18 protein-coding genes are annotated in these 23,835 nt (G+C 61.9%); 11 read left to right on the plus strand and 7 right to left on the minus strand.

What is annotated here, in order from left to right; translation table 11 throughout:
• Positions 1-7 precede the first annotated feature (7 nt).
• From PW789_RS15430 to PW789_RS15445, 4 genes are all read right to left on the minus strand, one after another.
• A complete protein-coding gene (locus PW789_RS15430) occupies positions 8-2,350 on the minus strand; it encodes a GH92 family glycosyl hydrolase (protein WP_299378100.1) in 2,343 nt (780 codons plus the stop codon).
• A 232-nt stretch (positions 2,351-2,582) separates the two neighbouring features.
• Positions 2,583-4,232, minus strand: a complete 1,650-nt coding sequence (locus tag PW789_RS15435) for a hypothetical protein (protein ID WP_299378102.1) — start codon at positions 4,230-4,232, stop codon at positions 2,583-2,585.
• Between the two features lie 115 nt (positions 4,233-4,347).
• Positions 4,348-5,694, minus strand: coding sequence for an aminotransferase class III-fold pyridoxal phosphate-dependent enzyme (locus tag PW789_RS15440; RefSeq protein ID WP_299378105.1), 1,347 nt, complete (start codon positions 5,692-5,694; stop codon positions 4,348-4,350).
• A 74-nt stretch (positions 5,695-5,768) separates the two neighbouring features.
• Complete coding sequence (locus PW789_RS15445) at positions 5,769-6,491, minus strand: GntR family transcriptional regulator (RefSeq protein WP_299378108.1); 723 nt, start codon at positions 6,489-6,491, stop codon at positions 5,769-5,771.
• Positions 6,492-6,719: 228 nt separating this feature from the next.
• Here PW789_RS15445 and PW789_RS15450 point away from each other — a divergent pair, with 228 nt between their 5' ends.
• The 6 genes from PW789_RS15450 to PW789_RS15475 all read left to right on the plus strand — a co-directional run bounded on the left by PW789_RS15450 (position 6,720) and on the right by PW789_RS15475 (position 16,105).
• Entirely contained in the window at positions 6,720-9,494 is a 2,775-nt protein-coding gene (locus PW789_RS15450; protein WP_299378111.1) for a TonB-dependent receptor, read from the plus strand.
• Positions 9,448-10,065 (plus strand): hypothetical protein, encoded by a 618-nt coding sequence (locus PW789_RS15455; protein WP_299378113.1) that lies wholly within the window; start codon positions 9,448-9,450, stop codon positions 10,063-10,065. Before PW789_RS15450 ends, PW789_RS15455 begins: the two co-directional genes overlap by 47 nt.
• Before the next feature lie 104 nt (positions 10,066-10,169).
• Positions 10,170-11,459, plus strand: coding sequence for an acetylornithine deacetylase/succinyl-diaminopimelate desuccinylase family protein (locus PW789_RS15460; RefSeq protein WP_299378116.1), 1,290 nt, complete (start codon positions 10,170-10,172; stop codon positions 11,457-11,459).
• A gap of 42 nt (positions 11,460-11,501) precedes the next feature.
• On the plus strand, positions 11,502-12,953 hold the full coding sequence (locus PW789_RS15465; protein WP_299378118.1) for a sodium:solute symporter: 1,452 nt from the start codon (positions 11,502-11,504) through the stop codon (positions 12,951-12,953).
• A gap of 50 nt (positions 12,954-13,003) precedes the next feature.
• Positions 13,004-14,098, plus strand: coding sequence for a P1 family peptidase (locus PW789_RS15470; protein WP_299378121.1), 1,095 nt, complete (start codon positions 13,004-13,006; stop codon positions 14,096-14,098).
• A 51-nt stretch (positions 14,099-14,149) separates the two neighbouring features.
• The gene (locus PW789_RS15475) at positions 14,150-16,105 is read left to right on the plus strand and encodes a hypothetical protein (RefSeq protein WP_299378124.1); all 1,956 of its coding nucleotides are present in this window, start codon (positions 14,150-14,152) and stop codon (positions 16,103-16,105) included.
• A gap of 88 nt (positions 16,106-16,193) precedes the next feature.
• Here PW789_RS15475 and PW789_RS15480 read toward each other — a convergent pair whose 3' ends face one another.
• Positions 16,194-17,291 carry a LysR family transcriptional regulator gene (locus tag PW789_RS15480; protein ID WP_367182577.1) on the minus strand — a complete coding sequence of 366 codons (1,098 nt, stop codon included), beginning with the start codon at positions 17,289-17,291 and terminating at the stop codon, positions 16,194-16,196.
• A 166-nt stretch (positions 17,292-17,457) separates the two neighbouring features.
• On the opposite strand from PW789_RS15480, the gene PW789_RS15485 reads away from it, so the two are divergent.
• Together PW789_RS15485 and PW789_RS15490 are read left to right on the plus strand one after the other, a co-directional pair.
• Positions 17,458-18,516 carry a hypothetical protein gene (locus tag PW789_RS15485; protein WP_299378128.1) on the plus strand — a complete coding sequence of 353 codons (1,059 nt, stop codon included), beginning with the start codon at positions 17,458-17,460 and terminating at the stop codon, positions 18,514-18,516.
• Positions 18,517-18,552: 36 nt separating this feature from the next.
• On the plus strand, positions 18,553-18,813 hold the full coding sequence (locus PW789_RS15490) for a hypothetical protein (protein ID WP_299378131.1): 261 nt from the start codon (positions 18,553-18,555) through the stop codon (positions 18,811-18,813).
• 90 nt (positions 18,814-18,903) lie between these two features.
• On the opposite strand, the gene PW789_RS15495 is transcribed toward PW789_RS15490, so the two are convergent.
• Complete coding sequence (locus tag PW789_RS15495) at positions 18,904-19,887, minus strand: hypothetical protein (RefSeq protein WP_299378134.1); 984 nt, start codon at positions 19,885-19,887, stop codon at positions 18,904-18,906.
• 231 nt (positions 19,888-20,118) lie between these two features.
• Between PW789_RS15495 and PW789_RS15500 the strand changes: the two genes are divergently transcribed.
• The 3 genes from PW789_RS15500 to PW789_RS15510 all read left to right on the plus strand — a co-directional run bounded on the left by PW789_RS15500 (position 20,119) and on the right by PW789_RS15510 (position 23,589).
• Positions 20,119-20,661: a hypothetical protein gene (locus PW789_RS15500; RefSeq protein ID WP_299378136.1), complete on the plus strand. Its 543-nt coding sequence runs from the start codon at positions 20,119-20,121 to the stop codon at positions 20,659-20,661.
• Between the two features lie 100 nt (positions 20,662-20,761).
• Entirely contained in the window at positions 20,762-23,029 is a 2,268-nt protein-coding gene (locus PW789_RS15505; RefSeq protein ID WP_299378140.1) for a S9 family peptidase, read from the plus strand.
• On the plus strand, positions 23,029-23,589 hold the full coding sequence (locus PW789_RS15510; protein ID WP_299378854.1) for a regulatory protein RecX: 561 nt from the start codon (positions 23,029-23,031) through the stop codon (positions 23,587-23,589). Before PW789_RS15505 ends, PW789_RS15510 begins: the two co-directional genes overlap by 1 nt.
• Before the next feature lie 52 nt (positions 23,590-23,641).
• Here the strand turns inward: PW789_RS15510 and PW789_RS15515 are convergent, their stop codons facing one another.
• Positions 23,642-23,833, minus strand: a complete 192-nt coding sequence (locus PW789_RS15515; RefSeq protein WP_299378143.1) for a hypothetical protein — start codon at positions 23,831-23,833, stop codon at positions 23,642-23,644.
• Positions 23,834-23,835 lie beyond the last annotated feature (2 nt).

Genomic DNA, 23,835 nt, shown 5'->3' on the forward strand with positions numbered 1-23,835 from the left:
GCAGACTTTACTGCTTCGTGCGGCCAGGGCTTGCGGCGTCGGACATCGAAGGCGGCGGTGCGCCGGTGTCCCAGTGCGTGGGATGGTCGGTCATGGTGAGGTGCAGCTCGCCGCCGGCCATCAGCTGCTCGTGCGTGAACCAGGCGCGATGGTAGGGCTGGCCGTTCCAGGTGGCTCTTTCGATGTAGATGTTGGTTGGTGAGGTGTTGTCGGCGACGACGGAGAAGCGTTTGCCGTTGCCGAGCGTAATGGTCGAGCTTGGGAAGGTGGGCGAGCCGATGAGGTAGACGTCCTGCGCGGCGACGGGGAAGAAGCCCATCTGGTTGAAGACGAGGAAGCTGCCCATGGCGCCGGAGTCGTCGTTGCCGGGCAGACCGGCGAGGCCGGTGTGGTAGCTCTGCGGGAGGATGGCGCGGATGGTCTTCGCGGTGCTCGATTGCTCGCCGATCCAGTTGTAGAGGTAGGGCGAGAGGAAGCCGGGCTCGTTGCCGACGTCGTAGCGGTAGCGGATGTGCGGGCCATTGGTGGTGAATACCGGCGCGAAGAAGAGGTCGAGGCGCTTTTTGAAGAGGTCTTTGCCACCGATTATTTCGATGAGGTTGTGTGTGTCCTGCGGGACGTAGAGAGAGTAGGTCCAGGTGCCGGCTTCGTAAAAGTTGTCCTGGTACCAGGTGCCGACGAGGTGCGGGTTGAAGGGCTCGCGCCAGCTGCCGTCGTCGTGCTTCATCCAGATAAAGCCCTTGATGTCGCCGTCTTCGGTGTGGTCGACGGCGTCGGCGCGCCAGAGCTTCTTCCAGTTGGAGGAGCGGTTGGAGAAGAGCTTCGCGTCGGCGGTGTGGCCGAGGCCTTTGGCCATGACGGCGACGGCGTAGTCGTTGGCGTAGTACTCCATGGAGCGGGAGCCGGGGCGGTCGGGTCCGCCGATCATGTCGCTGTTTTCGATGGAGAGATAGCCGAGCTTCTTATAGTCGGCCATGTCGCCGCGACCGAAGCGCATGGGTTCGGGTGAGTCGGCGTCGGCGTCGTGACGCATGGCTTTGTAGACGCGCTCCCAGTCGAGGCCGGGGAGGTGTTTGACGTAGGCGTCGGCGAACATCATCTCGGCGTCGGAGCCGCCCTGGGTGCGGCCGGAGTAGTTGCCTGCGCGGCCGTCGGGGAAGAAGCCATCGTGATCCTGGATGTCCATCAGCGCCTGAAGAATGTTTGTGACGCGATGCGGCGCGACGAGGGTGAGCAGAGGCGTGGAGGAGCGGAAGGTGTCCCAGATGCAGTAGAAGTCGTCGTAGGTGGGAGCGCTGGATTGCCAGAGGGGATTCTCGCCGGTGCGATCGACGGGCATCAGCATGGAGTGATAGAGGCCGGTGGCGAACTGCTGTCGCTCGCCGGTGCTGCCGCCGGTGATCCTGATGGTGGAGAGCTCCTTGTTCCACTCGGCGACGACGGCCTTGCGGGTGGCTTCGAAGTCGAAGCCGTGGACCTCGGTGAGGGCGTTCTGTTTTGCCTGCTCGACGGAGAGGAAGGAGAGGCCGATCTTGAAGGTGACGGGCTTTGCGGAGGGCGCGAAGGTGAGATAGGCGCCGGTGCTGATGAAGGGCGCGGGATGCGGCATCGTGACCAGGGTGTAGGGCATGCTGTAGCGGGCGCGTCGGCTGCCTTCGACGGGCTTCTTTCCGTCTTCCCATGTGCCGCTGGTCACGGCGGGCGTGTCGGCGACGAGGTAGAAGAAGACGCGCATGGGGACGGTCTGAATATTCCATCCCATGACGGAGGATTGCACGCCGGAGATCTCGGTGGGCGAGTCGACATGAACGTCGGTGGCGAAGAGGACCTGGCCCTCGTTGTAGCGATGGGGCGAGTCGTGGATCTTCATCAGCATGTGGCCGACGTCGAGCAGCAGTGTGCGTTCTTTGTTGTCTGGGTAGGTGAAGCGGTAGACGGGCGTGCGGCGCGCGGTGGTGAGTTCGGCATGAATGCCGGAGTTGGCGAGGGTGACGGCGTAGTAGCCGACCTCGGCGTGCTCGGCTTCACGAGGAGAGGATGCGTGGAGAGGGTCGGCTTTGCCGGACTGCGCCTGGACGAGGATGTTGCCGTACTTGGGACCGCCGCCGGTGCCGGAGACGTGGAGCTGCGAGAAGCCGTGAAGATCACCGGTGGCCTCCCACCCGGCGTTGCTCTCGTTGCTGCCGTAGTCGGGGCCGGGCTTGGCCATGCCGAAGGGAAGCGTGGGGCCAACGAAGACGTTGCCGCCCTTGTCCGCGCCGAGCATGGGGTCGATCTCGGAGGCGGTCTGCGCGTGAAGCAGGGGAGAGGCAAGCAGCAGGATAGAGATGCGGAGCAGGAGGGTTCGCATAGGCACTCGAAATCTTATCGCTTCGAGTGTTGTTTTGTGTGAGAGGCGATGGGGGCGGAGATTCGCGGTAGAGAAGCGGGTTTCTCCGCTCCGCGCTCCGGTCGAAATGACAACTGTCTTTTTATTTCAAAGGACTCAAGCTGCTTCTTAATGCAGCTTAGAGTTTGTTGAAGAGCCAGCAGCTTGAGAGTTGCTGAAGGCAAAAGCAACGTTGAGAGTTCTGGAAGACGGGTTAGAGCGTAGCTACGCTGAGTTTTGTGTCGGCGTGTTTCCATGCCTTCTGGAAGGCGGCTTCGGATCTTGCGGCTTCGGGTTTTTTCTGCGCGAGCTGGGCCTGCCATAGACCGTAGAGAGAGCGCGGATTGTTGCGATTGAGTTCGAGGTCGCGGGCGAAGATGGCCTCGGCTTCGGCGGGTTTGTTGGCACGCAGGAGTGCGCCGCCGAGGGATTCGCGCACGGGGTAGTACCAGTCGGCGGGCTCGTTGTAGGTGAAGGTGTCGTTGAGCGTGACGGCTTTATTCCAGACGTCGATGGCCTCGGGCAGCTTGCCTTCGGCTTCGAGGATGCGCGCGTCGAGGACGTCGAGCGCAAGCTGGTAGGCGGACTTTGCGGGATTGAGGAAGTCGGGTATTGCGTTGGAAGGAAGAGCGGCGGTGGCTGCGGCGAGGGCCTCGCGCTCCTGCTTTGCCTGTGACAGCTGATGCAGAGCGGCGTAGGCGTTGCCTCGGGCGTAGTGCCAGAAGGCGGTGAGGACCTTGAACTCGGGCGCGGGGAGCTGCGTGGCAAGGATCGTCTGCCACTGCTGGAAGCGCACGAGCATCCACGGCTGCGTTGGGGTGTACCACTCGACCTGCGGGGTGGCCTTGATCTCGGGGAGGACATGCGTCACGAGCTCTTTGGCCGCCTGCTGGGTGCAGGCGTTGTTGCCTTCCATGGAGCAGGAGCTGGCGAGGAAGTGCATGTTGTGGGTGTAGTACATGCTGTCGTACATGTTGGCGACGTTTTCGATGTGCTGCGCCTTGAAGTAGGCACGGTCGGCGGCGACGGCGCGGACGTTGGCCTGCGCGGCTCCGCTGAAGTTGCCGGTGCGCTGATAGGTGTGCGCGGGCATATGAACGAGATGTCCGGCGGAGGGCGTGGCGTCTTCGAGGAACTTCGCGGAGGCGATGGCGATCTCAGGATGTGGCGAAGCCTCGGTGGCGTGGATGAGGAGATGGTTGGCGCCGACGTGATGCGGATCTTTTTTGATGACTGCCTGCAGCGTGGTGACGATCTCAGTGGTGTGGGTAGCGGGGCTGCCGTCGGGATTCCAGAGCTTCCACGGGTTGAGATCCATCAGGGATTCGGCGTAGAGCGTGGCGGCATCGAGATCGTCGGGGTACTTTGCGGCGAGCGCCTTCATGGCTTCGGCGTACTCTGGGCCGTGGACGACGATGCTGTCGCCGCTGCCGGTGTAGCGGGTGGAGAGCGCGGCGATGTAATCGTGCTCGGCGGGTGTCTGCGCGAGGGCGCGAGCCTTGCTGAGTGCGGCGACGGCTTGTTGCGCGCGGATGTGGCCGATGTCGATGTCGTTGTAGTTAGGGCCGACGGCGAGGGCGACTCCCCAGAGCGGCATGGCGGCTTTCGGGTCGAGCTGCGCAGCCTCTTGAAATGAGCGGCGGGCTTCATCGTGATTGAAGGCCCAGATGTAGTCGAAGCCCTGGTTGAAGTAGCGCTGGGCCTGAGGCGACGTGGTGCGTATGGGATGCGAGGAGTTGCCGAGACCGGCGACGATGGGGACGGCTCTGCCGTCGGGCGCTTCGTTGTCGTGGGACATCTGCATCTGCGCGTAGAGCGGAGCAGAGAGCAGAACGGCGAGCGAGACGGTGCGAAGAGCGTTCATCGGCGGTCTTTCCTGTAGATGGAACAAGCCTGTAAAGAGGATGGAACAAGTATGGCGCAAAAAAAAGCGGCGATACGGACGAAATACGCCCGTGCCGCCGCTGTACAGCGGAGTGTTAGAGCAGGGCGTCGGCGAGCGAGAGCGCGTCGTCGAGCGCGGCGACGGCCTTGTCGATGTCTTCCTTCTCGACGATGAGCGGCGGCGCGAGGACGAAGTGGCTCATCCATGCCTGCATGACGACGCCTTCAGGAAGGCCGAGCATCTTGGCGGCGATCTGTTCGACGACCATGGGCTTGCCGTCGAGCTTCTCTTGCCAGGTGTTGAAGGGTGTCTTCAGCTTCTGATCCTTGACGAGCTCGACGGCCCAGAAGAGGCCGATGCCGCGCACGTCGCCGATGGAGGGATGCTTGGGCTTGAGGGCGTTGAGCTTCTCGCCGAGGTAGGCACCGATCTCGTTGGCGCGGTCGACCAGGTTCAGGCGACGCATCTCCTTGATGGTGGCGACGGCGGGCCCGAGGGTCATGGGATGAGCCTCGTAGGTGTGGCCGTGCGCGAAGTAGTTGTCCTCGAAGAAGTCGGCGATCGGCTGCGTGGTGGCGCAGAGGCCGAGCGGCACGTAGGCCGAGGTAATGCCCTTGGCGGTGGTGAGAATGTCGGGCTTGAGGCCCCAGTTATCGACTGAGAACCACTTGCCGGTACGGCCCCAGCCAGCCATCACTTCGTCGGCGATGATGAGCACGTTGTGCTTGTCGCAGAGCTTGCGCAGCTTGGTGAGGTAGCCGGGGGGCGGGATGAGGACGCCGTTGGTGCCGACGACGGGCTCGATGAGCACGGCGGCGACATCGCCTTCGTTCTCGATCATGTGCTCGAGGTAATCGGCGCAGGCGATGCCGCACTCAGGGTAGCTGTGCTTCAGGGCGCACTTATAGCAGTTGACCTCGGGCGAGAAGATGATGCCCTGGCCTTTGCCGCCCGGCTCCATGGGCCAGCGACGGGGATCGCCGGTGGCGGCGACGGACATGGAGGTCGAGCCATGATAACTGCGGTAGCGCGAGATGATCTTGGTCTTGCCCGTGTACATGCGGGCAATCTTGAAGGCGGCTTCGTTGGCGTCGGTGCCGGAGGTGGTGAAGAAGAACTTGGTCAGGCCTTCGGGCAGCACTTCGAGGAGGAGCTTGGAGAGCTCGGCGCGCGCGGTGGTGGCGTAGAAGGGCGCGGCGTAGGCGAGGGTCTCGGCCTGCTGCTTGATGGACTCGATGACGGCCTTGTTGTTGTGGCCGATGTTGGAGCACATGAGCTGCGAGGAGAAGTCGAGGTAGCGCTTGCCGTTGCCGTCGGTGAAGTAGCAGCCATCGGCGGAGACGAGGTGATTGGGGTTCCAGAACTTCTGTTTGCGCCAGGTGCCGTAGTTATGGTCCTTGGTGATCTGGATAACTTGCTGCGATGTGAGCTGGTCTGACATAGCACTCCGGAACAGGATGATGAGATGCGGTAACGCTCAACGGTTGGAAGAGAGGGGGCGCTACCCCGCGGCGACTAGGAGCGGCGCGCGCGGGAACGGGTGTTGGGAATGGTGCCGTCGAGGGTGCTGGAGGCGTCAAAGACAGCCTCGCCGAAGCGGATGGCGCTCATCAGGAGGCTGGCGCTGCGATCCATGGCCATGCGGATATGCTCGGTGGCGCGGCTGCGGGCCTCTTCGGACTTGCGCTCGCAGATGGCGTCGATAAGTTGGATGTGCTCGTTGACCAGGGCGGGGCCGTAGGAGTCGAAGGGCAGGCCGAGGTAGAAGAAGCGCATGAGGCGAATGTGGATGTTGGAGACGACATCGAAGAGGCGCTTGTTGCGCGTGGACTGCGCGATCAGCGTGTGCAGCTGATAGTTCTTCTGGATGAACTCGCGGTAGCTGGTGCGGTCGCCGACGCGGTACTCGTAGGAGGCGAGTGCGGTCATCTCCTCGAGCTCTTCGGCATTGGCACGTTCGGCGGCGAGAGCGGCGGCCTCGGGTTCGAAGATGAGCTGCATCTCTTCAAGATCATGGAATTCGGCGACGGAGAGGGGAGCGATCATGTAACCACGGAAGGGGATGATGCGGATGAGACCTTCGTGCTCGAGGCGTCGACAGGCCTCACGAACGGGGGTGCGGCTGGCGTTATAGAGACGTCCAAGCTCAGCTTCCGAGAAGGCGCGGCCCGGGGTCAGCTCGCACTCGACGATGTCCTGTCGAACCTTCCGGTACAGCGGTTCAACGATACTTTCCATGTATTACTCCACAATTGAGGTTAGAGTCGCAGGCCAAACATTAAAGATATATGGCAAATGCCATGGACAGCTGTATGGGAATAATCGTTTTCAGTATACAACTTGTTGACAGATTATTAACACCCGTATATTGTCGCTTCATCCCGTAGTGTTTGCATGCTGTTCACGCACCCGTTTTATATGGGTGTGTGCGAAATACCTCTTTGCTCGGCCGATTTGGAGGTTGTGATGCGTGACGCACAGATGTTCCGCTCTACACGAGCGTTTTTTGCGGCAATCCGCCGCGTTTTTCCAGTTTTGCTTGCTGTCGGAGTTCTCTGTGGAGGCCGCGCCATGTATGCGCAGGCCACTGGTCAGATATCCGGCGTTGTTTCCGATCCCGGCAGTCAGGTTGTGCCGGGCGTGAAGATTGATGTCACCAGCGTCTCCACGTCGCAGACGCGTAGCGTGACGACCGGAGCTGATGGAACCTACCAGGTTCCGTTGGTCAATCCGGGGATTTATACCATCAAGGCCACAGCCCCCGGCTTCAAGACGACGCTGGTGGAAAAGGTCGAAGTTATCGTAAACGGCACTTCGCGTAACGATATTCATCTGGTCGTGGGTGGTGTGGTGGAAGAGGTTACGGTCTCGAGCTCGGCTCCGCTGGTGGAGACGGGCAACGCGACGCTGGGAACAGTCGTCGGTCACGACGCCATTGTCGACCTTCCGCTCAACGGACGTAACTTTGCGCAACTGGGCACGCTGATTCCGGGCGTCATTGCGGCTCCGGCGGCGCTGGGTGGGGCCAACGGAAATGCGACGGTGGGCGGATTCGGTAACTCCACCGGAAGCTTCAACGTCAACGGTATGCGTAACCAGTCGAACAACTTCCTTCTGGATGGCGCGCCGAACAACGACTCCTTCAACAGCGGTTTTGTGATGCGGCCTCCGCCGGACGCGATTGAAGAGTTCAAGATCATGACGCATTCCTATGACGCGCAGTACGGCCGCAACGCAGGCGCCGTGGTTAACGTCGTGACGCGTGCTGGCACCAATACGTGGCACGGCAGCGTGTGGGAGTTCAACCGTGAAGCGGCTCTGGCGGCGAAGAACTACTTTTCGACCAGTAAGCCGAACTATCAGCAGAACCAGTTCGGCGGAGCGGCGGGCGGCAAGATCATTCGGGATCGCCTGTTCGTCTTCGGCTTCTACGAGGGCTTCCGCCTGAAGGACGCGACCAGCAACGTGCTGAATCAGCGCGTGCTGACGGCGGCTGAGCGCAGCGGTGACTTTTCGGGATCGGGTGTAACGGTCAAGGACCCGCTGACGGGACAGCAGTTCAACTATCTCGGAACGCCGAATCGGGTCGACCCTTCTCGTATCAGTGCAGTCAGCCAGTACCTGCTGAACACGTATATTCCTCTGCCGAATGCGGCGGGCGGCTTCTACACGGCGGCTCCGGCTAATATTGATAACCGCAACATGGCTGGTCTGCGTACGGACCTGAAGCTGGGTTCGCACTCGATCCTGGGCCGCTATATCTATAACCATACGAACCTGTATGGTCCGATTACGCCATCGAACTTCGCTCCGACGGGCAATCTGCAGATCATGACGTCTCAGGATGCGATGGCGTCGGATACATGGCTGATCGGCTCGGACAAGATCAACGTGCTGCGTTATGCGCGGCAGTGGATCACGGGCCGTCCGAACCAGACCAGCGGAATCAACCTGGCCGATGCTGGCTATCAGTTCGGCTCGTCCAACGCGCAGGCGGCCGGTCTGCCGAACGTAACGCTGACCAGCTACTTCACGACGGGCGACGCGCAGCAGCCGTTTGCGTATCGCTCGAACAGCACGGATACGTTCTCGGACGACTTCACCTGGACGAAGGGCAAACACAATATTCAGTTCGGCGGCGAAGGCCGTCGCGACGGTATCGGTCTGCTGTACATCAACCGTCCGAACGGCGCCTTCACCTTCAACTCCAACTTCACGGGATTCGCCCTGTCGGACTTCCTGCTTGGCTATCCTTATATGTTCCAGCAGGGGTCGGGCGATCCGGCGATGAACGGAACGTCGTGGACCTACTCCGGCTACGGGCAGGATCAGTTCCGCGTCAATACCCACCTAACGATCACCGCCGGCCTTCGTTACGAGGTCAACAAGCCGTATACCGAGGCGAATGGCCACCTGGCGGCTCTGCATCCGGGACAGCAGTCGACGGTGCAGCCGAACGCTCCGCTCGGCCTGGTGTACCCGGGGGATAAGAACACACCTGGGGCGACCTACTACGCGGATACGAATAACATCTCGCCGCGTATCGGTGCGATCTATGACCCGGTGGGCGACGGCAAGACGGTGCTGCGCGCTGCATGGGGCATGTACTTCGACAGTGTTCCGGGACAGGGCGACTTCTTCCAGAACGGCACGCTGGCGCCTCCGTTCCAGCCGCTGCAGGAGATCGACTTCTACACGCGGTCTTCGTCTACGGTGAGCTCGCAGTGGTTCTCGAGTCCATATACGGGTGTGGCGGCAGGAGCGGTTGGATTTCCTCCCGGCCTGACGTTCATCGGATGGAGTCTACCGCACTCCTATAAGACGCCGAACGTCGAGCACTACAACCTCGGTATCGAGCACCAGTTCACGCAGAGCATCGGCTTCGAGCTGGGCTATGCGGGAACCCGTGCCAAGTACCTGCCGATCTTCATCGAAGCAAATCCGACCAATGTGCTTGACTGCGGCGGCTTCGTCCGCCAATGCCTACCAGGCGGGTACACGTGCGGTCTTTCCGGCGATGGGTCTCGTTCGTCCGACGTTCTCGGCGGCCAAGAGCTGGTACGACTCGCTGCAGGCGCAGTTGACGATGCGCAGCTACCACCGGATGACGGCGACGGCGGCCTATACGTGGAGCCGTTCGATCGACGATGTATCGGGCCTGAATATTGGCAACGATTCGCGTCCGATTCTTCCGGTGACGATCGGCAACGACGACTCGATCGATGCAGCGATGGCGCGTGAGCGCGGCAACTCGCTGTTCGACACGCGCAACCGGTTCGTGCTGAGCTTCGGCTACGAGCTGCCCAAGATGCTTGCCAGCCCGATGTTCGAGCGTTTGCTGATTGGTGGATGGAAGATCAACGGCATCTTCCAGGCGCAGTCGGGTAACCCGTTTACGGCGGTCAACTCAGCGACGACAGCTCAGTCGCTGACGTTCCGCCCCAACATGACCTGCAATCCGAACAGCTACGCGAACCGTGGCGTAGGAGCGACGGGCACGACGTTCTTCAATACGTCCTGCTTCTCGCTGCCGGCTCTCGGGGCGAAGGTCAACAACAGCCAGTCGGGTAACGAGCCGCGCGGTGCGCTGCTTGGACCTGGCTTCAATACGACGGATGCATCGATCTTCAAGATCTTCCGTGTCACGGAGACTCAGCATGCGGACATCCGCTTCGAGGTCTTCAACGTCTTCAACGAGGCGCACTTTGCGCAGCCTGGACTGACCTACGGCGCTTCCACCTTCGGGCGGATTACGTCGACGGTCGGAAACGACTCGCGCGTTGTGCAGATCGCGTTCAAGTACGGTTTCTAACCGGTGATGGCCCGGACCGCGGCAGTTCGGTCACGGTTCGGGCCATCACCAGCACCACAACGTGGATGCGCTCACGGGCGCCGAAGCGTTTTATGAGGCACTACATGTCAGCATCAGCGGTATCGTCAAAAGTTCAGGACGCAATCTGTAGCAGCGTGGATCAGATCAAGGACGAGATGATCTCGTTTCTGCAGGATCTGGTTCGCGTGCCAACGGTGAATCCGCCGGGCGAAAACTACATTGCGGGCGCCGAGGTGATCGGCAATCAGCTGAAAAAGTTCGGCTATGAGACGAGCTATATCGCTGCAGAAGGTTTGAAGGAACATACGGCGGCACATCCTCGCGTGAACGTCTTCGGACGGATGGCGGGATCGGTGCCACGGCCGTCCTTACACTTCAATGGACATTTTGATGTTGTACCGGTAGGGGATGGGTGGACGAAGGATCCATTCGCCGCGATCATCGAGGGGGGGAAGCTCTATGGTCGCGGCGTGTCGGATCAGAAGGCGGGCATCGCCGCCTCCATCTATGCCGTAGAGGCGATTCGCCGGGCGGGATACAAGCTGCGCGGCACCGTGGAGCAGAGTGGCAGCGTGGATGAGGAGAGCGGCGGCTTTGCCGGCGTGGCGTACCTCGCGCAGCAGGGCTGGCTGGGCAAGGACAAGAACGACTATGTCATCATCACGGAGCCGACGGATACGACGCGCGTGTACCTGGGGCATCGCGGGGTGTACTGGTTCAAGGTGACGACGCATGGGCGCATCGCGCATGGCAGCATGCCTCACCTGGGCATCAGCGCGATCGATCACCTGGCGGACTTTCTGCATGGTGTAACGCATGATCTTAAGCCGAAGCTGGCGACGCGTAAGACGGCGATCCCGGTTGAGCCGCCGAAGTCGCGGTTTGCCAGCATCAATGTGAACTCGGTCTTCGGCGGGCAGCCGGAGGAGGGGACGCAGTCGCCGTGTGTGGCTGACCGTTCGGGCGCGATCTTCGACCGGCGCTTTCTGACGGAGGAGTCCTTCGATCAGGTGAAGGGTGAGGTCGTCGAGATGCTGGAGACGTTCAAGTCGGCGAATCCGGAGTTCAACTACACGATGGAAGACCTGATGATCGTGCATCCGGTGCATACGGACGAGAGCTGCGACCTGGTGCAGACGCTGGGGAGCTGTATTGAACAGATCGCAGGCGCGAAGGCGGGTATGGCAGCCAGCCCGGGTACGTATGATCAGAAGCATGTGGTGAGGATTGCGAACGTGGCGCAGTGTGTGGCCTATGGGCCGGGGCTGCTGGCGCAGGCGCACCTGCCGGATGAGTATTGCATGATCGACGACATTGTGACATCGGCCAAGGTGATGGCGATGACGGCGACGCAGCTGCTGGGCATTGAGTAGTACGAAACGGATTAGTACGAAACGGATTCAGGGGGCAAGGGCATGAATGTTTATCTCGTCGCGTTGCTGGGCTACTCCGTCTTTCTGATGGGGCTGGGCATCGTGATGAGCCGGCGGGTGAAAAACTCGTCGGACTTCCTGGTGGCGGGGCGAAGCCTGTCGACAGGAAGGCTGTTTGCGACATTCCTCGCAGCAAATATCGGAGCAGGCTCGACCGTGGGGGCTACGGGCCTGGGCTACCGGATGGGAATGTCGGCATGGTGGTGGGTGGGCTCGGCGTGTATCGGCACGCTACTTTTGTCACAGCTGCTTGGTCCGAAGCTTTGGACGATAGCCAAGCAGCATAACCTGGCGACGCTGCAGGATTACCTGGAGTTTCGCTATGGCAAGTCGGTCAAGGCCGTCATCGCCGTACTGTTCTGGTTCGGTGCGCTGGCAATCCTGGCCGGTCAGCTGATCGCGATTTCGTGGATCCTTAATACTGTTGCGGGCATTCCCAAGTGGGAGGGGTGCCTGATCGGCGGTGTGGTGGCGATTGTGTACTGCACGGCAGGCGGTATGATGTCGTCGTCGTTCGTGAACATGTTCGAGCTGGCCGTAACGATGTCGGGTCTGCTGCTGGCGGTGCCGTTCGCCATTCATGCCGTGGGCGGCTGGTCGCACATGCATGACGTGATCCTGGCGAATACGGGAAGCGCGGCCAGGACGGAGCAGCTGTTCAGCATGACGGGAGTTGGGGCGAAGCAGATCCTGGCATGGCTGGCGATTCTGGTGCCGTCGTTCATGATCTCGCCGGGTCTGGTGCAGAAGGTATATGGCGCGCGCGATGTGCAGGCGGTGCGCCGCGGTGTGGGGCTGAACTCCCTGGGGCAGGCGGTGTTTGCGTTTGTTCCGGCGCTGCTGGGTCTGTGCGCGCTGGCGGCTCTGCCGCATCTGCCGAACCCGGAGCTGGCTCTGCCGGAGGCGATGAAGCTGCTGCTGCCGAAGTGGCTGGGCGTGTGGACGCTGGCGGCGATCTTCTCGGCTGAGCTGAGCGCGACGGATGCAATTCTGTTTATGCTGTCGACCTCGCTGGCGGTCGATCTGTACAAGACGTTTCTGAACCCCGGCGTGTCGCAGCAGAAGCTGCTTTGGGCGAGCCGGTTCGCCTCGGTGTCAGCGGGCCTTGTGGGCATCGTGCTGGCGTCGGTGCTGCCTTCGATTATCGCGGCGGTCTCGATCTTCTACGGCATGATTGCGGTGGCATTGTTTGTGCCGGTGGTTGCTGGGCTTTATTCGCGGCGGGTTCTTTCGGCGGCGGCGCTGACGAGTATCGTCTGCGCGCTGGCCGCGACGATTGCGACGATGCGGCTGACGGGCAATGCCGGCGTCGGCCTGCTGTCGCCGCAGGCGATCGGCATCGGTACGGCTGCGGTTGTGATGATTGTGTTTCGTCTGTTTGCTCCGTCTGCTCCTGCCGCCACGCTCGCGGCAACAGAGGAGACGGTCTCCTAGTGATGTTGCTGTGCTAAACGTGTTGCTTCCATTTTTTTTGAGGTCAATCGATGAAGCGTAGAGAGTTTACCCGTAATCTTCTTGGTCTTCCCCTGGCTGCTGCACTTCCTGCTGAGGCTGCGTTTGGTGCTGGTTTCGCGAAGGAGCCGCTGGAGCTGCCTGAGGGCGGCTCGATTACCGATGTTCCCGGCCTGAAGGTGGGGCATCACACGATGACGCAGCGGCCGACCGGATGCACGGTGTTGATCTGCGAAAAGGGTGCGACGGCGGGCGTGGATGTGCGTGGTTCGGCGCCGGGAACGCGCGAGACGGATCTGCTCTCGCCGATTAATGCGGTGCAGCAGGTGCAGGCCATCATGCTTTCGGGCGGGAGTGCCTACGGTCTGGCGGCGGCGACGGGCGTGGTGCGTTGGCTGGAGGAGCACAACCTCGGTTTTAAGATCGGCAGCGGAGTAGTGCCGATCGTTCCGGCGGCAATCCTGATGGACCTGGGTGTGGGTGACTTCAAGATTCGCCCGGGCGATGAAGAGGGCTACAAGGCGTGCGTCGCCGCGTCGACCGGGCCGGTGGCTGAGGGCTGTGTTGGCGCTGGAGCGGGTGCGACGATCGGCAAAATGTTCGGCGGCAAGTACCTGATGAAGTCGGGTCTGGGAACGGCGAGTCACAAGGTTCCCGGTACGGACATCGTCGTGGCTGCGCTGGTTGCTGTGAACGCGGTGGGCGACGTGGTCAATCCGTACAGCGGCAAGGTGGTTGCCGGAGCTCGCAGCGAGGATGGCAAGGGCTATCGCGATTCAATGAAGTCGATCATGGACGGCTATCGCGTGGCGGCCCGGACGGCTGCCAACACGACGATTGGTGTGGTCGCGACCAACGCGCCTTTCACCAAGACGCAGATGACCAAGATCGCGCAGATGTCGCACGACGGCTATGCGCGGGCGATCAACCCGGTCCACACGATGAGTGACGGCGACACGATCTTTTCGATGTCGACCGGCGAGTCGACGACCAAGTGCGATGAGACTGCGATTGGCGCGATTGCCGCGACGGTGATGGCGCGCGCCATCGTTCGCGCCGCGATGCAGGCGACGAGCGTACCCGAGCTCGGCCTGGTCGCCTATCGCGACTACGCTGGAAGGTTCTAACCCGCAGTAAAGAAGAAAAATAAAAAGCTGTTCTCTGAAAGGACGTGTCCCATGCTCACTGCCTCACGGTTGTGTAGCCTTCTTACGCTCTGCGGCCTGTCGCTTCCCATGCTGGCGCAATCGCGCGTGCCGCAGCATCCTCTGGACGGATTAACTTCGACTGAATACTGGACGGTGCACGATGTGCTGTTCCAGAGCGGCCATCTTACGGACAAGACGCACGTCGCGAGCCTGCTGCTGCATGAGCCGGTGAAGGACAAGGTGCTGGAATGGAAGCAGGGCGATGCCATTCCGCGCGAGGCTGACCTGATTCTCGAAGAGGACGGCAAAACGATCGAGGCGAGGGTGGATATCGCGGGGAAGAAGCTGGAGTTCTGGAAAGAGAACCCCACCGGCTCGGCGCCGGTCTCGATGCCGGAGATGATGGCGCTGGGTGCGGTGGCGAAGAAAGATCCGCGCGTCCTCGAGGCGCTGAAGAAGCGCGGCATCACCGACCTGGACAACGTGGGCTGCTTTGCCGGGCCGCTGTCGTTCATCGTCTTCCCGGAGCAGGAGCAGGGACATCGCATCGGCTGGGGAGCCTGCACCGACACGCATGGCACGTATCTCTCGTGGGGCCGCACGGTGGAAGGCCTGTACATCATGGGCGATATGACGACGAAGAAGATTCTGGACGTCATCGACAAGGGACCGATCCCGATGCCGAAGGACGATACGAACTTCGAGGAGGCCGACGCGGAGGCCCTGCCGGGAACGACGCCGCTGCTGGTGACGCAGCCGATGGGCGTGAGCTACAAGATCGACAAGGGCGAGGTGAGCTGGCAGAACTGGCGCTTCCGCTTCCGTCTCGATCCGCGTGTAGGGCCGGTGGTGAACCTGGTGAAGTTCCAGGATGGCGACAAGCTGCGCTCGGTGATGTACGAGGGCTCGCTATCGGAGATGTACGTGCCGTACATGGACCCGGAGGAGGGTTGGAACTCGAGGGCGTTTCTGGATGCCGGTGAGTTTCTGCTGGGCGGCCTGATCAAGCCGGTCGGCCCGGATGACTGCCCGGAGCGGGCGCAGTACTTCCGCGGCTTCGCTCCGACGGATAAGGGCGCTCCGGTGCTGAAGCCGCAGCTGGCCTGCATGTTCGAGCGCACGAGTGACAATCCGGCGTGGCGGCACTTCGAGGGCAGCTCGATCAGCGGGCGGCCAAGCCGGGAGCTGGTGCTGCGCACGGCGGCGGTCGTGGGTAACTACGACTACCTGATGGACTGGATCTTCCAGCAGGACGGTACGATTCGCGTTGCAGTGGGCGCGACGGGCATCGTGGAGACCAAGAGCGTGAAGGAGGAGATGGCCGAGCACCATATGGACGGCAAGCCTTCGAACGGAACGCTGGTGGCTCCGAACCTGGTGGCGGTCAATCATGATCACTTCTTCTCGTATCGACTGGATATGGATGTCGACGGGACGAAGAACAGCTTCATGGTCGACAAGCTGGTTCCGCAGACGATCCAGGCGCGTACGCGTAAGAGCATCTGGGCGGTGGAGTCGTCGATTGCGAAGACGGAGAAGGACGGCATACGCGATATCGACCTGCGCAATCCGGGGATGTGGATGTTCATCAATCCGAACGTGCATGGTGCGGTGGGACATCCGACTGGCTACGAGATTATGCCGGGGATGACGGCGGTTTCGAATATCTCGCCGGACGATCCGGCGCAGAAGGTGGGCGCGTTCTCCGAGCACCAGATGTGGGTGACGCCGTACAAGCCGGACGAGCTCTATGCAGCCGGAGTGTACGTCACCAACAGCAAGGGACTCGAGGGGCTGCCGGCGTGGACGAAGGCGAATCGACCGATCGAGGACACCGATATCGTCGGCTGGTACACGGTGGGCTTCCATCACGTGGTTCGTCTGGAGGACTGGCCGGTGATGCCGACCATGTGGCACGACTTCATGATTCGCCCGATGAACTTCTTCGACAAGAACCCTGTCATGACGCTGCCGCACCAGCCTTAAGGCAGTGTTCGAAGCAAGAGAGAAGGCGTCCACTGTTGCCGGTGGACGCCTTCTCTCTTTAAGGCTATGAAACAGTCGATGCGGCTGGTTAGCTGGCCTCGCGGCGGCTGAGCATCGCCATGGATGGCTGCGGAATGGGCATCTGCCGATGCGGGATGGAGGCTTTGCGCTTTTCGAAGACACTGGCGGCACAGTCCATGACGATCTTGCGGAAGATCTTCATGGCGGGAGTGTTGTTGTTCTCCAGCGTGGAGAGGCCGAGGGCAAGCCGGGGCAGGGATTCGGCGAAGGGCAATGCGACGACGTGGGGGAACTGGCAGGTGCTCATCGACGAAGAGGAGATGGCGATACCCTCGTCGGCGGCGGCGTAGGCCAGCTGCACGGAGCAGGACTGCGGTGCTTCGACGATGCGGGGCTTGATGTCGTACGGAGCGAGCAGATCGTGGAGGAAAGGCTGATGGAAGCGGCAGTCCTCGAGCCGCGAGGCGATCACCGGGGTGTGGCGGAGATCTTCGACGGAGATCATGCTGCGCTGGGCGAGGGGGTTCTGGGAGGAGACCATGGCGACCAGCGATTCGCGGACGATGATATCGAAGCGGACGCCCTTGATGGGGATGGCGCCGACCATGAGCAGGCCGTCGAGCTTGCCTTCGGCCATCTCGGCCATCTGTTGCTCGGTGGTGAGCTCGCTGACCTCGAGCTCGAAGTCCGGGTGAGCTGCGGTGAGGCTGCGGATGATGGCGGGCAGAAGGATGAACTGGCCTACGGGGCCGCAGCTGATGCGGAGCCGCAGACGGGTGTTGAGGCCGCAGAAATGAGCCTGCGCGGCTTCCACGGTGTTCATGATGGTCTGGGCGTACTCGCGGAAGGTGCGGCCTGCCTCGGTGAGACGGACCTGCTGGCGGTCGCGTTCGAAGAGCCTGACATTGAAGCTTTCCTCCAGGGATTTTATCTGGAAGGTGATGGCGGGCTGGCTCATGTAGAGCGCGCGTGCCGTCTTCCCGTAGTTCAGGAGATCAGCAAGTGTCAGAAAGCACTGGAGTTGCCTGATTCTAAAATCCAAAGTAGGGCCTCGGCGTGGAAACCTGATAGCGCTCTGCTGGGTTTCGGGAAAGATGAATTGTTGGGGGAAGGCGTCGCGGCCTTGGTTAATGCTATGCCTCATCGTGAAAATCGGAAAGACCATTTATGGAAAACCCGCGTTCAAGTATGCTTTGGCTTTTTCGGGTAGGAGAGACGGCCCCGGTACGGTTATCTTCTCTTTCTGGAACAAACGGCCTTCCGGGCTGCTTCTATATGATGGAGCGAAGGCCGGGGTGGGACGTTGCTTCCGGCGAGAGATGGAGGAAGCAATGCAGGCTGGACGCAAGAAGCTGGTAGGAGCGGTCGTATTCGCGGTCGTGGTGACGATTCTGGTCTGGCATCCAAAGGAGCCAACTGAGGCCGATGCGGTGATGGCGGCGTCGAAGGCTGCGGCGTTGGGATCGGGGATGGCGGGTGCAGCGGGGCCGAACTCCGGTTCCGGGCCACACATTGCGGGCTGCCCGATCTTTCCGGCGGATAACGTCTGGAACGTGCCGATCGACACGCTGAAGAAGGACAAGCACTCAGACGACTACATCCAGCGGATGGGTCCGGCGCTTCCGGTGCATCCGAACTTTGGTTCGGACCCGGCGAATGGCATTCCGATCACGATCATCAAGCCGAACCGTCAGCGCATTCCCATCACCTTTACCTATGGCGACGAGAGCGATCCCGGCCACTACCCGACGCCCGAGGGCGCATTGGTGGAGGGCGGATGGAACTCGCCCGAGGACTCGGACCGCCACGTGATCATGATCGACGAGGGCCGCTGCCTGCTGACCGAAGTGGGAGGCATGGTTAAGCAGAAGGACGGCAGCTGGGCGGGCGGCGCGGGCATCAAGATGGACCTGACGTCGAATGCGCTGCGCGCCGATGGCAAAACTTCGACCGATGCGGCGGGTCTGCCGGTGCTGCCGGGGCTGCTGCGATATGACGAGGTGGCGGCAGGCGAGGTGCGTCATGCGATCCGTTTCACGACGCCGAAGACGCAGCGCGCCTACGTGTGGCCGGCGCGGCACTTTGCCTCGCGTCTGACGGATACGACCTATCCTCCGATGGGCGAGCGATTCCGTCTGAAAGCGGACTTCGACATCTCGGGCTACTCCAAGGAGAACCAGGTCATCCTGAAGGGCCTGAAGAAGTACGGCATGATTCTGTCGGATAACGGTGGACCGTGGTTTATCATCGGCGAACCGGACAAGCGTTGGAGCGACGGCGATCTGAATAAGTTGAAGGCCATCAAGGGCGAAGACTTTGAGGCGGTCGATGAGTCGGACTGGCAGATGCATGCCGATTCGGGGCGAGTCGATCCCGTAGCCCTGCGGTAAGGCGTCCAGCGAAACTTTTAGCGGCAGGAGAGATTGATGGCTCACATCGAAAGCTATACGTGTGACGTGTGTGGCACCAAGAAGGAGACCGATGGCTGGTGGCTGGCGTGGGTGGATTGCTTTCCGGGACTTAGCCCGGAGCAGGACCAGCCCCTGATCAAGCTGACGCGGTGGCAGGGACATCATGCGCACTCCGACGGTGTAAAGCACCTGTGCGGTGCGCGCTGCGCGGGAACGATGATGGATCGCTGGATGGCGAATCAGCACGAGGACCCCGAGGCCCACTGCGAGCACTAGGCAAAGAGATCAACTGAAGGAATTGACTGAAATAAAAGAGGGGAGAGGCCGAATGGCTTCTCCCCCTCTTCATTGGCCGCTACGTGCCGGTTAGTGCTGCGGGGCCGCCGGCTGCTGCTGTTGTGGCTGCTGCTGGTTCTGATTGTCCGGCGTGGCCTTGTTGTTGGTGATGTCTTCGCCGTTGTAGATGATGCGGCTGGTGGCGCGGAACTGCTTGTAGTCGGTGTAGCGCACGATGTTGCGCATGTGCACGTCGTCGGAGGTGGCACCGTTGGCCGCGGGGAAGTGGAGGACACCCTCGGCCTTGGTGTAGGTGGGGAACCAGTACTTGCCGTCGACCTGCTCGTAATAGGTGGTGAAGGGGGGCTGGAGGTCGGCATGTCCGCGGCGGGTGTCCTGGGGGACGGTCTCTCCGTTGACGAGGACGATCTGGTAGTCCTGCTGATCGACCCAGACCTTGCCCTGGAAGTAGTGTTTGCCCTTCTCGAGGGTTCTGGGACCGGCTGAGAAGACGTAGGTGTCGAGTTCATCGACCTTCTGGCGTCCGAGGTACTTGATGTCGTACTGCGACATCTCTTCGGCGGTGAGGACGAAGGGGAGGCGGTGTTCGACTTCGTCCATGTCGGCGGGCGTCATGATGACGCGTTCGAGGGTATTCTGCGGGGCGAAGACGACGTGCTCTTCGCGGCGGCCGTCCTTGCTGAAGGTGATGTCGGTGACCTGCTGGTACTCGCCGTCGGGCCGGTTGTTGTCTTCGGAGATGGTCTGGATCTTCACACTCTGGCGGAAGATGTAGTTCTGCCGGGCGCGGTTGAACTCGCTCTCGCGCTCGCCGAATTTGCGGATGAGCTCGTCGACGGTGATGCCGGTGGGCGGCGCGGGATCGAGGCGGCCGAAGCCGTCGCTGTCATCGGCCGCAGCCGCTGCGTACAAATTTGGGACACCCGCGAAGGCCGCAAGGGGAGCCGCCGATAGCGAGAGTACCGTGGCAGCGACAACTGTCCGCAGAAGAGCGCGAGTCGTGGCAGAGGTCGGCAGAGAGTGTGCGGGCGAGCTGTTCAGCGACTTTTTCATGGGCTTCTCAGGCGGCGGAGCGTTTCGTCTCCCCTGCTCTTATAAGGATAGACGCGACGGGAGGAGGTTTGGTTGATGGTCCGGAGCCTGGCAGTGGGGATGGCGGGGATGTGGATGCCGGCGGTCTTTGGGATCGTGACCGTGGGGCTGCTGGGAGCGATCGGGGTGTTGCGGGGGCATCTGGCGGCGGAGCGGAGGTCGTTTCGACGGGAGCGCCGGTATCGCGAGGAGATGGAGGCATATGTACGCCTGGACCCACGGATCGGGGCGACGGGTGAGCGCGCCGAGATGGCAGCCAGGGTGTGCGTGGCGATCTCCGGCAAGAGCCAGTTTCGGCGTGTGGCGATGCTGCTGCGGGACGCGGAGGCGCGGCTCTACGTGGCAGCTCATGCGGAGATGGAGCCAGATGTGCTGGAGGCCGTGCGCCAGTGGGCGGAGGTGGCGCAGCAGAGAGAGCTGAGCGGAGGCCTGTCGGCGGGGATACGGCTGGGGGTAAGGAGCCTGGTGGTCTGCTTTGGCGAGCCGGCCGGCCGCGGGGTGGTGGTGCCGGTCTGGATGGAGGGCTCGCGGGTGGCGGGGGCGCTGGTGGTGATGGCGTCGAGCGTGCTGGAGGTGCGGCGGCGGGATGCGCACGAGGCGGTGGTGGCGCTGGAGGCGCTGGCGACGAAGCTGGGCCGCTCGATGGAGCGGTCGGAGATGCTGATGCGAGCGGTGGAGCTGCCGGTCGCCGAAGTGGTTCGGAGCCAGTCGGCGGTGATCGGCGAGGTTGCCTGATCTATCGGTGGGGAGGGAGTTAGCGTGGTTCCTCCACGACGGTGCGAAGGCGTAGGAAGTGGGGAGGGTGGGATAGACTTACGCCGGGAGAGACGGCGCGATGAGGATGTTTCTGGGTTCGTTGGCCGCGGCGGTGGTGCTGTCGGCTGGGCTTCATGCAGGTGCGGTTGGGCCGGTGGGCAACGCTGCGGCAGCACAGGACGATGAGTCGACAGGCGGCAGGCGTGCCATAACGTTTCAGGATCTGCAGCGGATGAGGCGGCTGGGCGATCCGCAGATCTCCCCCGGCGGCAAGTGGGTGATGTTCTCTTCGGTGGATGTGGATCTGAAGGCGAACAAGAAGACCTCGCACCTGTGGGTAGTTCCGCTAGATGTGGCGGCGACGGGGCCGGGCAAGGAGCGGCAGATCACCTTCTGGAAGGAAGGGGAGAGCGGCGGACGGTTCTCGCCGGATGGCAGGCGAATCCTGTTTATCTCGGCTGATGGCGGAACGTCGTCGCAGATCTTTCTGGCGGATTGGAACGAGGCGGAAGGGAAGATCGGTTCGCCGAAGAAGCTGACGCACGTGAGCACGGAGGCGGATGGCGCGGTCTGGTCGCCGGACTCGGCGCGGATATTGTTTACGTCGCGGGTTTATCCGGAGTGCTCGGACGAGTCGTCGTGGCTGGACGAGGATAGCTGCAACAAGCGCCGCGACGATGCTGCTGCGGCGAGCCCGGTGAAGGCGATGGCCTTCGATCATCTTCTGTATCGGCACTGGGACCACTATGTCGGGCCGAAGCGCAGTCATGTGCTGGTGGTGAGTGCCACAGACGGCAATGCGGTGCGTGACCTGACGCCGAAGCGCGATGTGGGAGATGCCGAGGCCCCGACGTTTTCGCTGGGCGGCCCAGTGGGCTATGCGTGGGCGCCGGATTCTCACGAGATCGCGTATGTCGCCAACCTCGACCTGGTGCCTGCGGCGAGCACGAATAACGACGTGTTCACGCTGAAGCTGGATGAGCAGGGCGCGAAGCCGGTGCGCGTGTCGTCGAGCCCGGGTAGCGATGATGCTCCGGCGTATTCACCCGATGGACACTGGCTGGCATTCCGTTCACAGGCGCGGGCGGGCTATGAGAGCGACCGCTTCCGTCTGGTGGTCTTCGACCGCACGGCGGCAGGGAGCGCGGGTGGATCGGAGGTGACGGCGCCGAAGGAGATTCTGCCGCGCTTCGATCGCTGGGTGGATGAGTTTGTGTGGGCGCCGAACTCGAAGACGATTTACTTTGCCAGCGGAGAGATGGGCGACGAGAACATCCTGTCGGTGGGCGTCGACCTGCCGGAGGCGACGGCGATTGCCAACAGGGCGGAGTACGGCGAGCTGCAGGTGTCGAAGGATGGCCGCGCGATTGTGACGTCGATGATGACGGTGCGGGCTCCGGCCGCGATCTCGTCGATTGCACTGGATGAGGAGGGGCATGGCGGCGCACCGGTGGTGCGTTTGACGCACATGAACGATGCGGTGCTGAGCGAGTTGGAGATGCCGAAGATGGAGAGCTTCATGTTTCCCGGAGCAGAGAAGACGACGGTAGAGGGCTTCCTGATTCGTCCGCCGCACTTCGATGCGACGAAGAAGTATCCGGTGAAGTTTCTGATCCACGGCGGACCGCAGGGAGCGTGGGGGAATGCGTGGAGCTATCGCTGGAACCCGGAGCTGATGGCGGCGTCGGGCTACGTGGTGGTGATGGTGAATCCGCGCGGATCGACCGGCTATGGGCAGAGCTTCATTGACGGTGTGAATGGCGACTGGGGCGGTAAGGCCTACGTCGACCTGATGAAGGGTTTGGACTACGCGGAGGAGCACTACGGCTTTATCGACAAGACGCGGGAGTGCGCGCTGGGCGGCAGCTACGGCGGCTTCATGGCGAACTGGATGCTGACGCACACGAACCGGTTTGCGTGCATTGTGACGCACGATGGCATGTTCAATCCGCAGTCTGCCTACGGCACCACAGAAGAGCTGTGGTTCAACGAGTGGGAGTTCCGCGCACCCGGCGACAAGGAGCCGGGACAGCCGTGGCGCTACTTCGATAAGCCGGTGGCGAGCGATCCGTTCCGCAAGTGGTCGCCGATGCTCTCGATCAGGAATGCGAAGACGCCGACACTCGTGATTCATGGGCAGAAGGACTATCGGCTGGACGTGAGCGAGGCGCTGCAGCTGTTTACGGCGCTGCAGCGGCAGGGCGTGCCGTCGCGGATGCTGTACTTTCCCGATGAGGGGCACTGGGTGTTGAAGCCGCAGAACTCGCAGCGATGGTACGACGAGGTGGGCGAGTGGTGCGATAAGTGGACCAAGTCCAATACTTACTCGACGGGGATGGGGCAGTGATGGCGTTTGCGCGGGCAAAAAAAAGAGAGCCGCTGAACGAAGCGGCTCTCTTTGATTACGCGGTTGGTGCGCTGGCGCGGAAGATGCGCACGGTGTACGACCTGAAGAAGTTGATGAAAGCTCGCGCGGAAGAGGGTGCGGCGGGTGAAGCAGCGATGGATCGCATTATTGCTCGGCTGAAGGAGTTGAAGTACCTGAGCGACACGCGTTTTGCCTCGGACTATGCGCGGCTGCGCAAGGAGAATGAAAAGTTCGGCAAGAGGCGGGTGCAGCAGGGGCTGACCCAGAAGGGCGTGCAGAAGGAGCTGATCGCGTCGACCCTGGAGAAAGAGTACGGCGACACGGATGAGGTGGTGCTGGCGCGGGAATATGTCGCTCGCAAGCGGATGAAAAAGCCTGAGGGGGTGGATGCGAAGAAGCAGGCGGTGCGGGTGATGGGGCGGCTACAGCGCGCAGGATTCTCGGCTGGGACGGTATTCAAAGTGCTGCGGGAGTGGGATGTCGAGGTGGATGAGTCAGTGGGTGAGGATGATGACGCTTTCGCGGCAGCGGATGAATAGAAGCAAATTCCTCCGCTGCGCTGCGGGATGCAAATTCAATGCCTGGAGAACCTTAGACTGCTCGCAGGATGCGGGCGGGTAGATAGAAGAGCGCTGCGATCAGTTCGAAGGTGCCCCCTACGACGACGCCGACGAGGCGGAAAGGGAGCAGGATCAGCCAGATCAGCGGGTACAGCATGAGCGCGACGATGGCCAGGGGCCAGCAGGTAACGAGCAGGATGCAGAAGAGGAGTAGCTTGATCATCG

Source organism: Edaphobacter sp. (assembly GCF_028283685.1).
Classification (GTDB): Bacteria; Acidobacteriota; Terriglobia; order Terriglobales; family Acidobacteriaceae; genus Edaphobacter.

Excerpts from the sequence above, each read along its gene's own strand:
- PW789_RS15430 (WP_299378100.1), bottom strand. The coding sequence starts at position 2,350 with ATGCGAACCCTCCTGCTCCGCATCTCTATCCTGCTGCTTGCCTCTCCC.
- PW789_RS15435 (WP_299378102.1), bottom strand. The coding sequence starts at position 4,232 with ATGAACGCTCTTCGCACCGTCTCGCTCGCCGTTCTGCTCTCTGCTCCG.
- PW789_RS15440 (WP_299378105.1), bottom strand. The coding sequence starts at position 5,694 with ATGTCAGACCAGCTCACATCGCAGCAAGTTATCCAGATCACCAAGGAC.
- PW789_RS15445 (WP_299378108.1), bottom strand. The coding sequence starts at position 6,491 with ATGGAAAGTATCGTTGAACCGCTGTACCGGAAGGTTCGACAGGACATC.
- PW789_RS15450 (WP_299378111.1), top strand. The coding sequence starts at position 6,720 with ATGCGTGACGCACAGATGTTCCGCTCTACACGAGCGTTTTTTGCGGCA.
- PW789_RS15460 (WP_299378116.1), top strand. The coding sequence starts at position 10,170 with ATGTCAGCATCAGCGGTATCGTCAAAAGTTCAGGACGCAATCTGTAGC.
- PW789_RS15465 (WP_299378118.1), top strand. The coding sequence starts at position 11,502 with ATGAATGTTTATCTCGTCGCGTTGCTGGGCTACTCCGTCTTTCTGATG.
- PW789_RS15470 (WP_299378121.1), top strand. The coding sequence starts at position 13,004 with ATGAAGCGTAGAGAGTTTACCCGTAATCTTCTTGGTCTTCCCCTGGCT.
- PW789_RS15475 (WP_299378124.1), top strand. The coding sequence starts at position 14,150 with ATGCTCACTGCCTCACGGTTGTGTAGCCTTCTTACGCTCTGCGGCCTG.
- PW789_RS15480 (WP_367182577.1), bottom strand. The coding sequence starts at position 17,291 with ATGGTCTTTCCGATTTTCACGATGAGGCATAGCATTAACCAAGGCCGC.
- PW789_RS15485 (WP_299378128.1), top strand. The coding sequence starts at position 17,458 with ATGCAGGCTGGACGCAAGAAGCTGGTAGGAGCGGTCGTATTCGCGGTC.
- PW789_RS15490 (WP_299378131.1), top strand. The coding sequence starts at position 18,553 with ATGGCTCACATCGAAAGCTATACGTGTGACGTGTGTGGCACCAAGAAG.
- PW789_RS15495 (WP_299378134.1), bottom strand. The coding sequence starts at position 19,887 with ATGAAAAAGTCGCTGAACAGCTCGCCCGCACACTCTCTGCCGACCTCT.
- PW789_RS15500 (WP_299378136.1), top strand. The coding sequence starts at position 20,119 with ATGGAGGCATATGTACGCCTGGACCCACGGATCGGGGCGACGGGTGAG.
- PW789_RS15505 (WP_299378140.1), top strand. The coding sequence starts at position 20,762 with ATGAGGATGTTTCTGGGTTCGTTGGCCGCGGCGGTGGTGCTGTCGGCT.
- PW789_RS15510 (WP_299378854.1), top strand. The coding sequence starts at position 23,029 with ATGGCGTTTGCGCGGGCAAAAAAAAGAGAGCCGCTGAACGAAGCGGCT.
- PW789_RS15515 (WP_299378143.1), bottom strand. The coding sequence starts at position 23,833 with ATGATCAAGCTACTCCTCTTCTGCATCCTGCTCGTTACCTGCTGGCCC.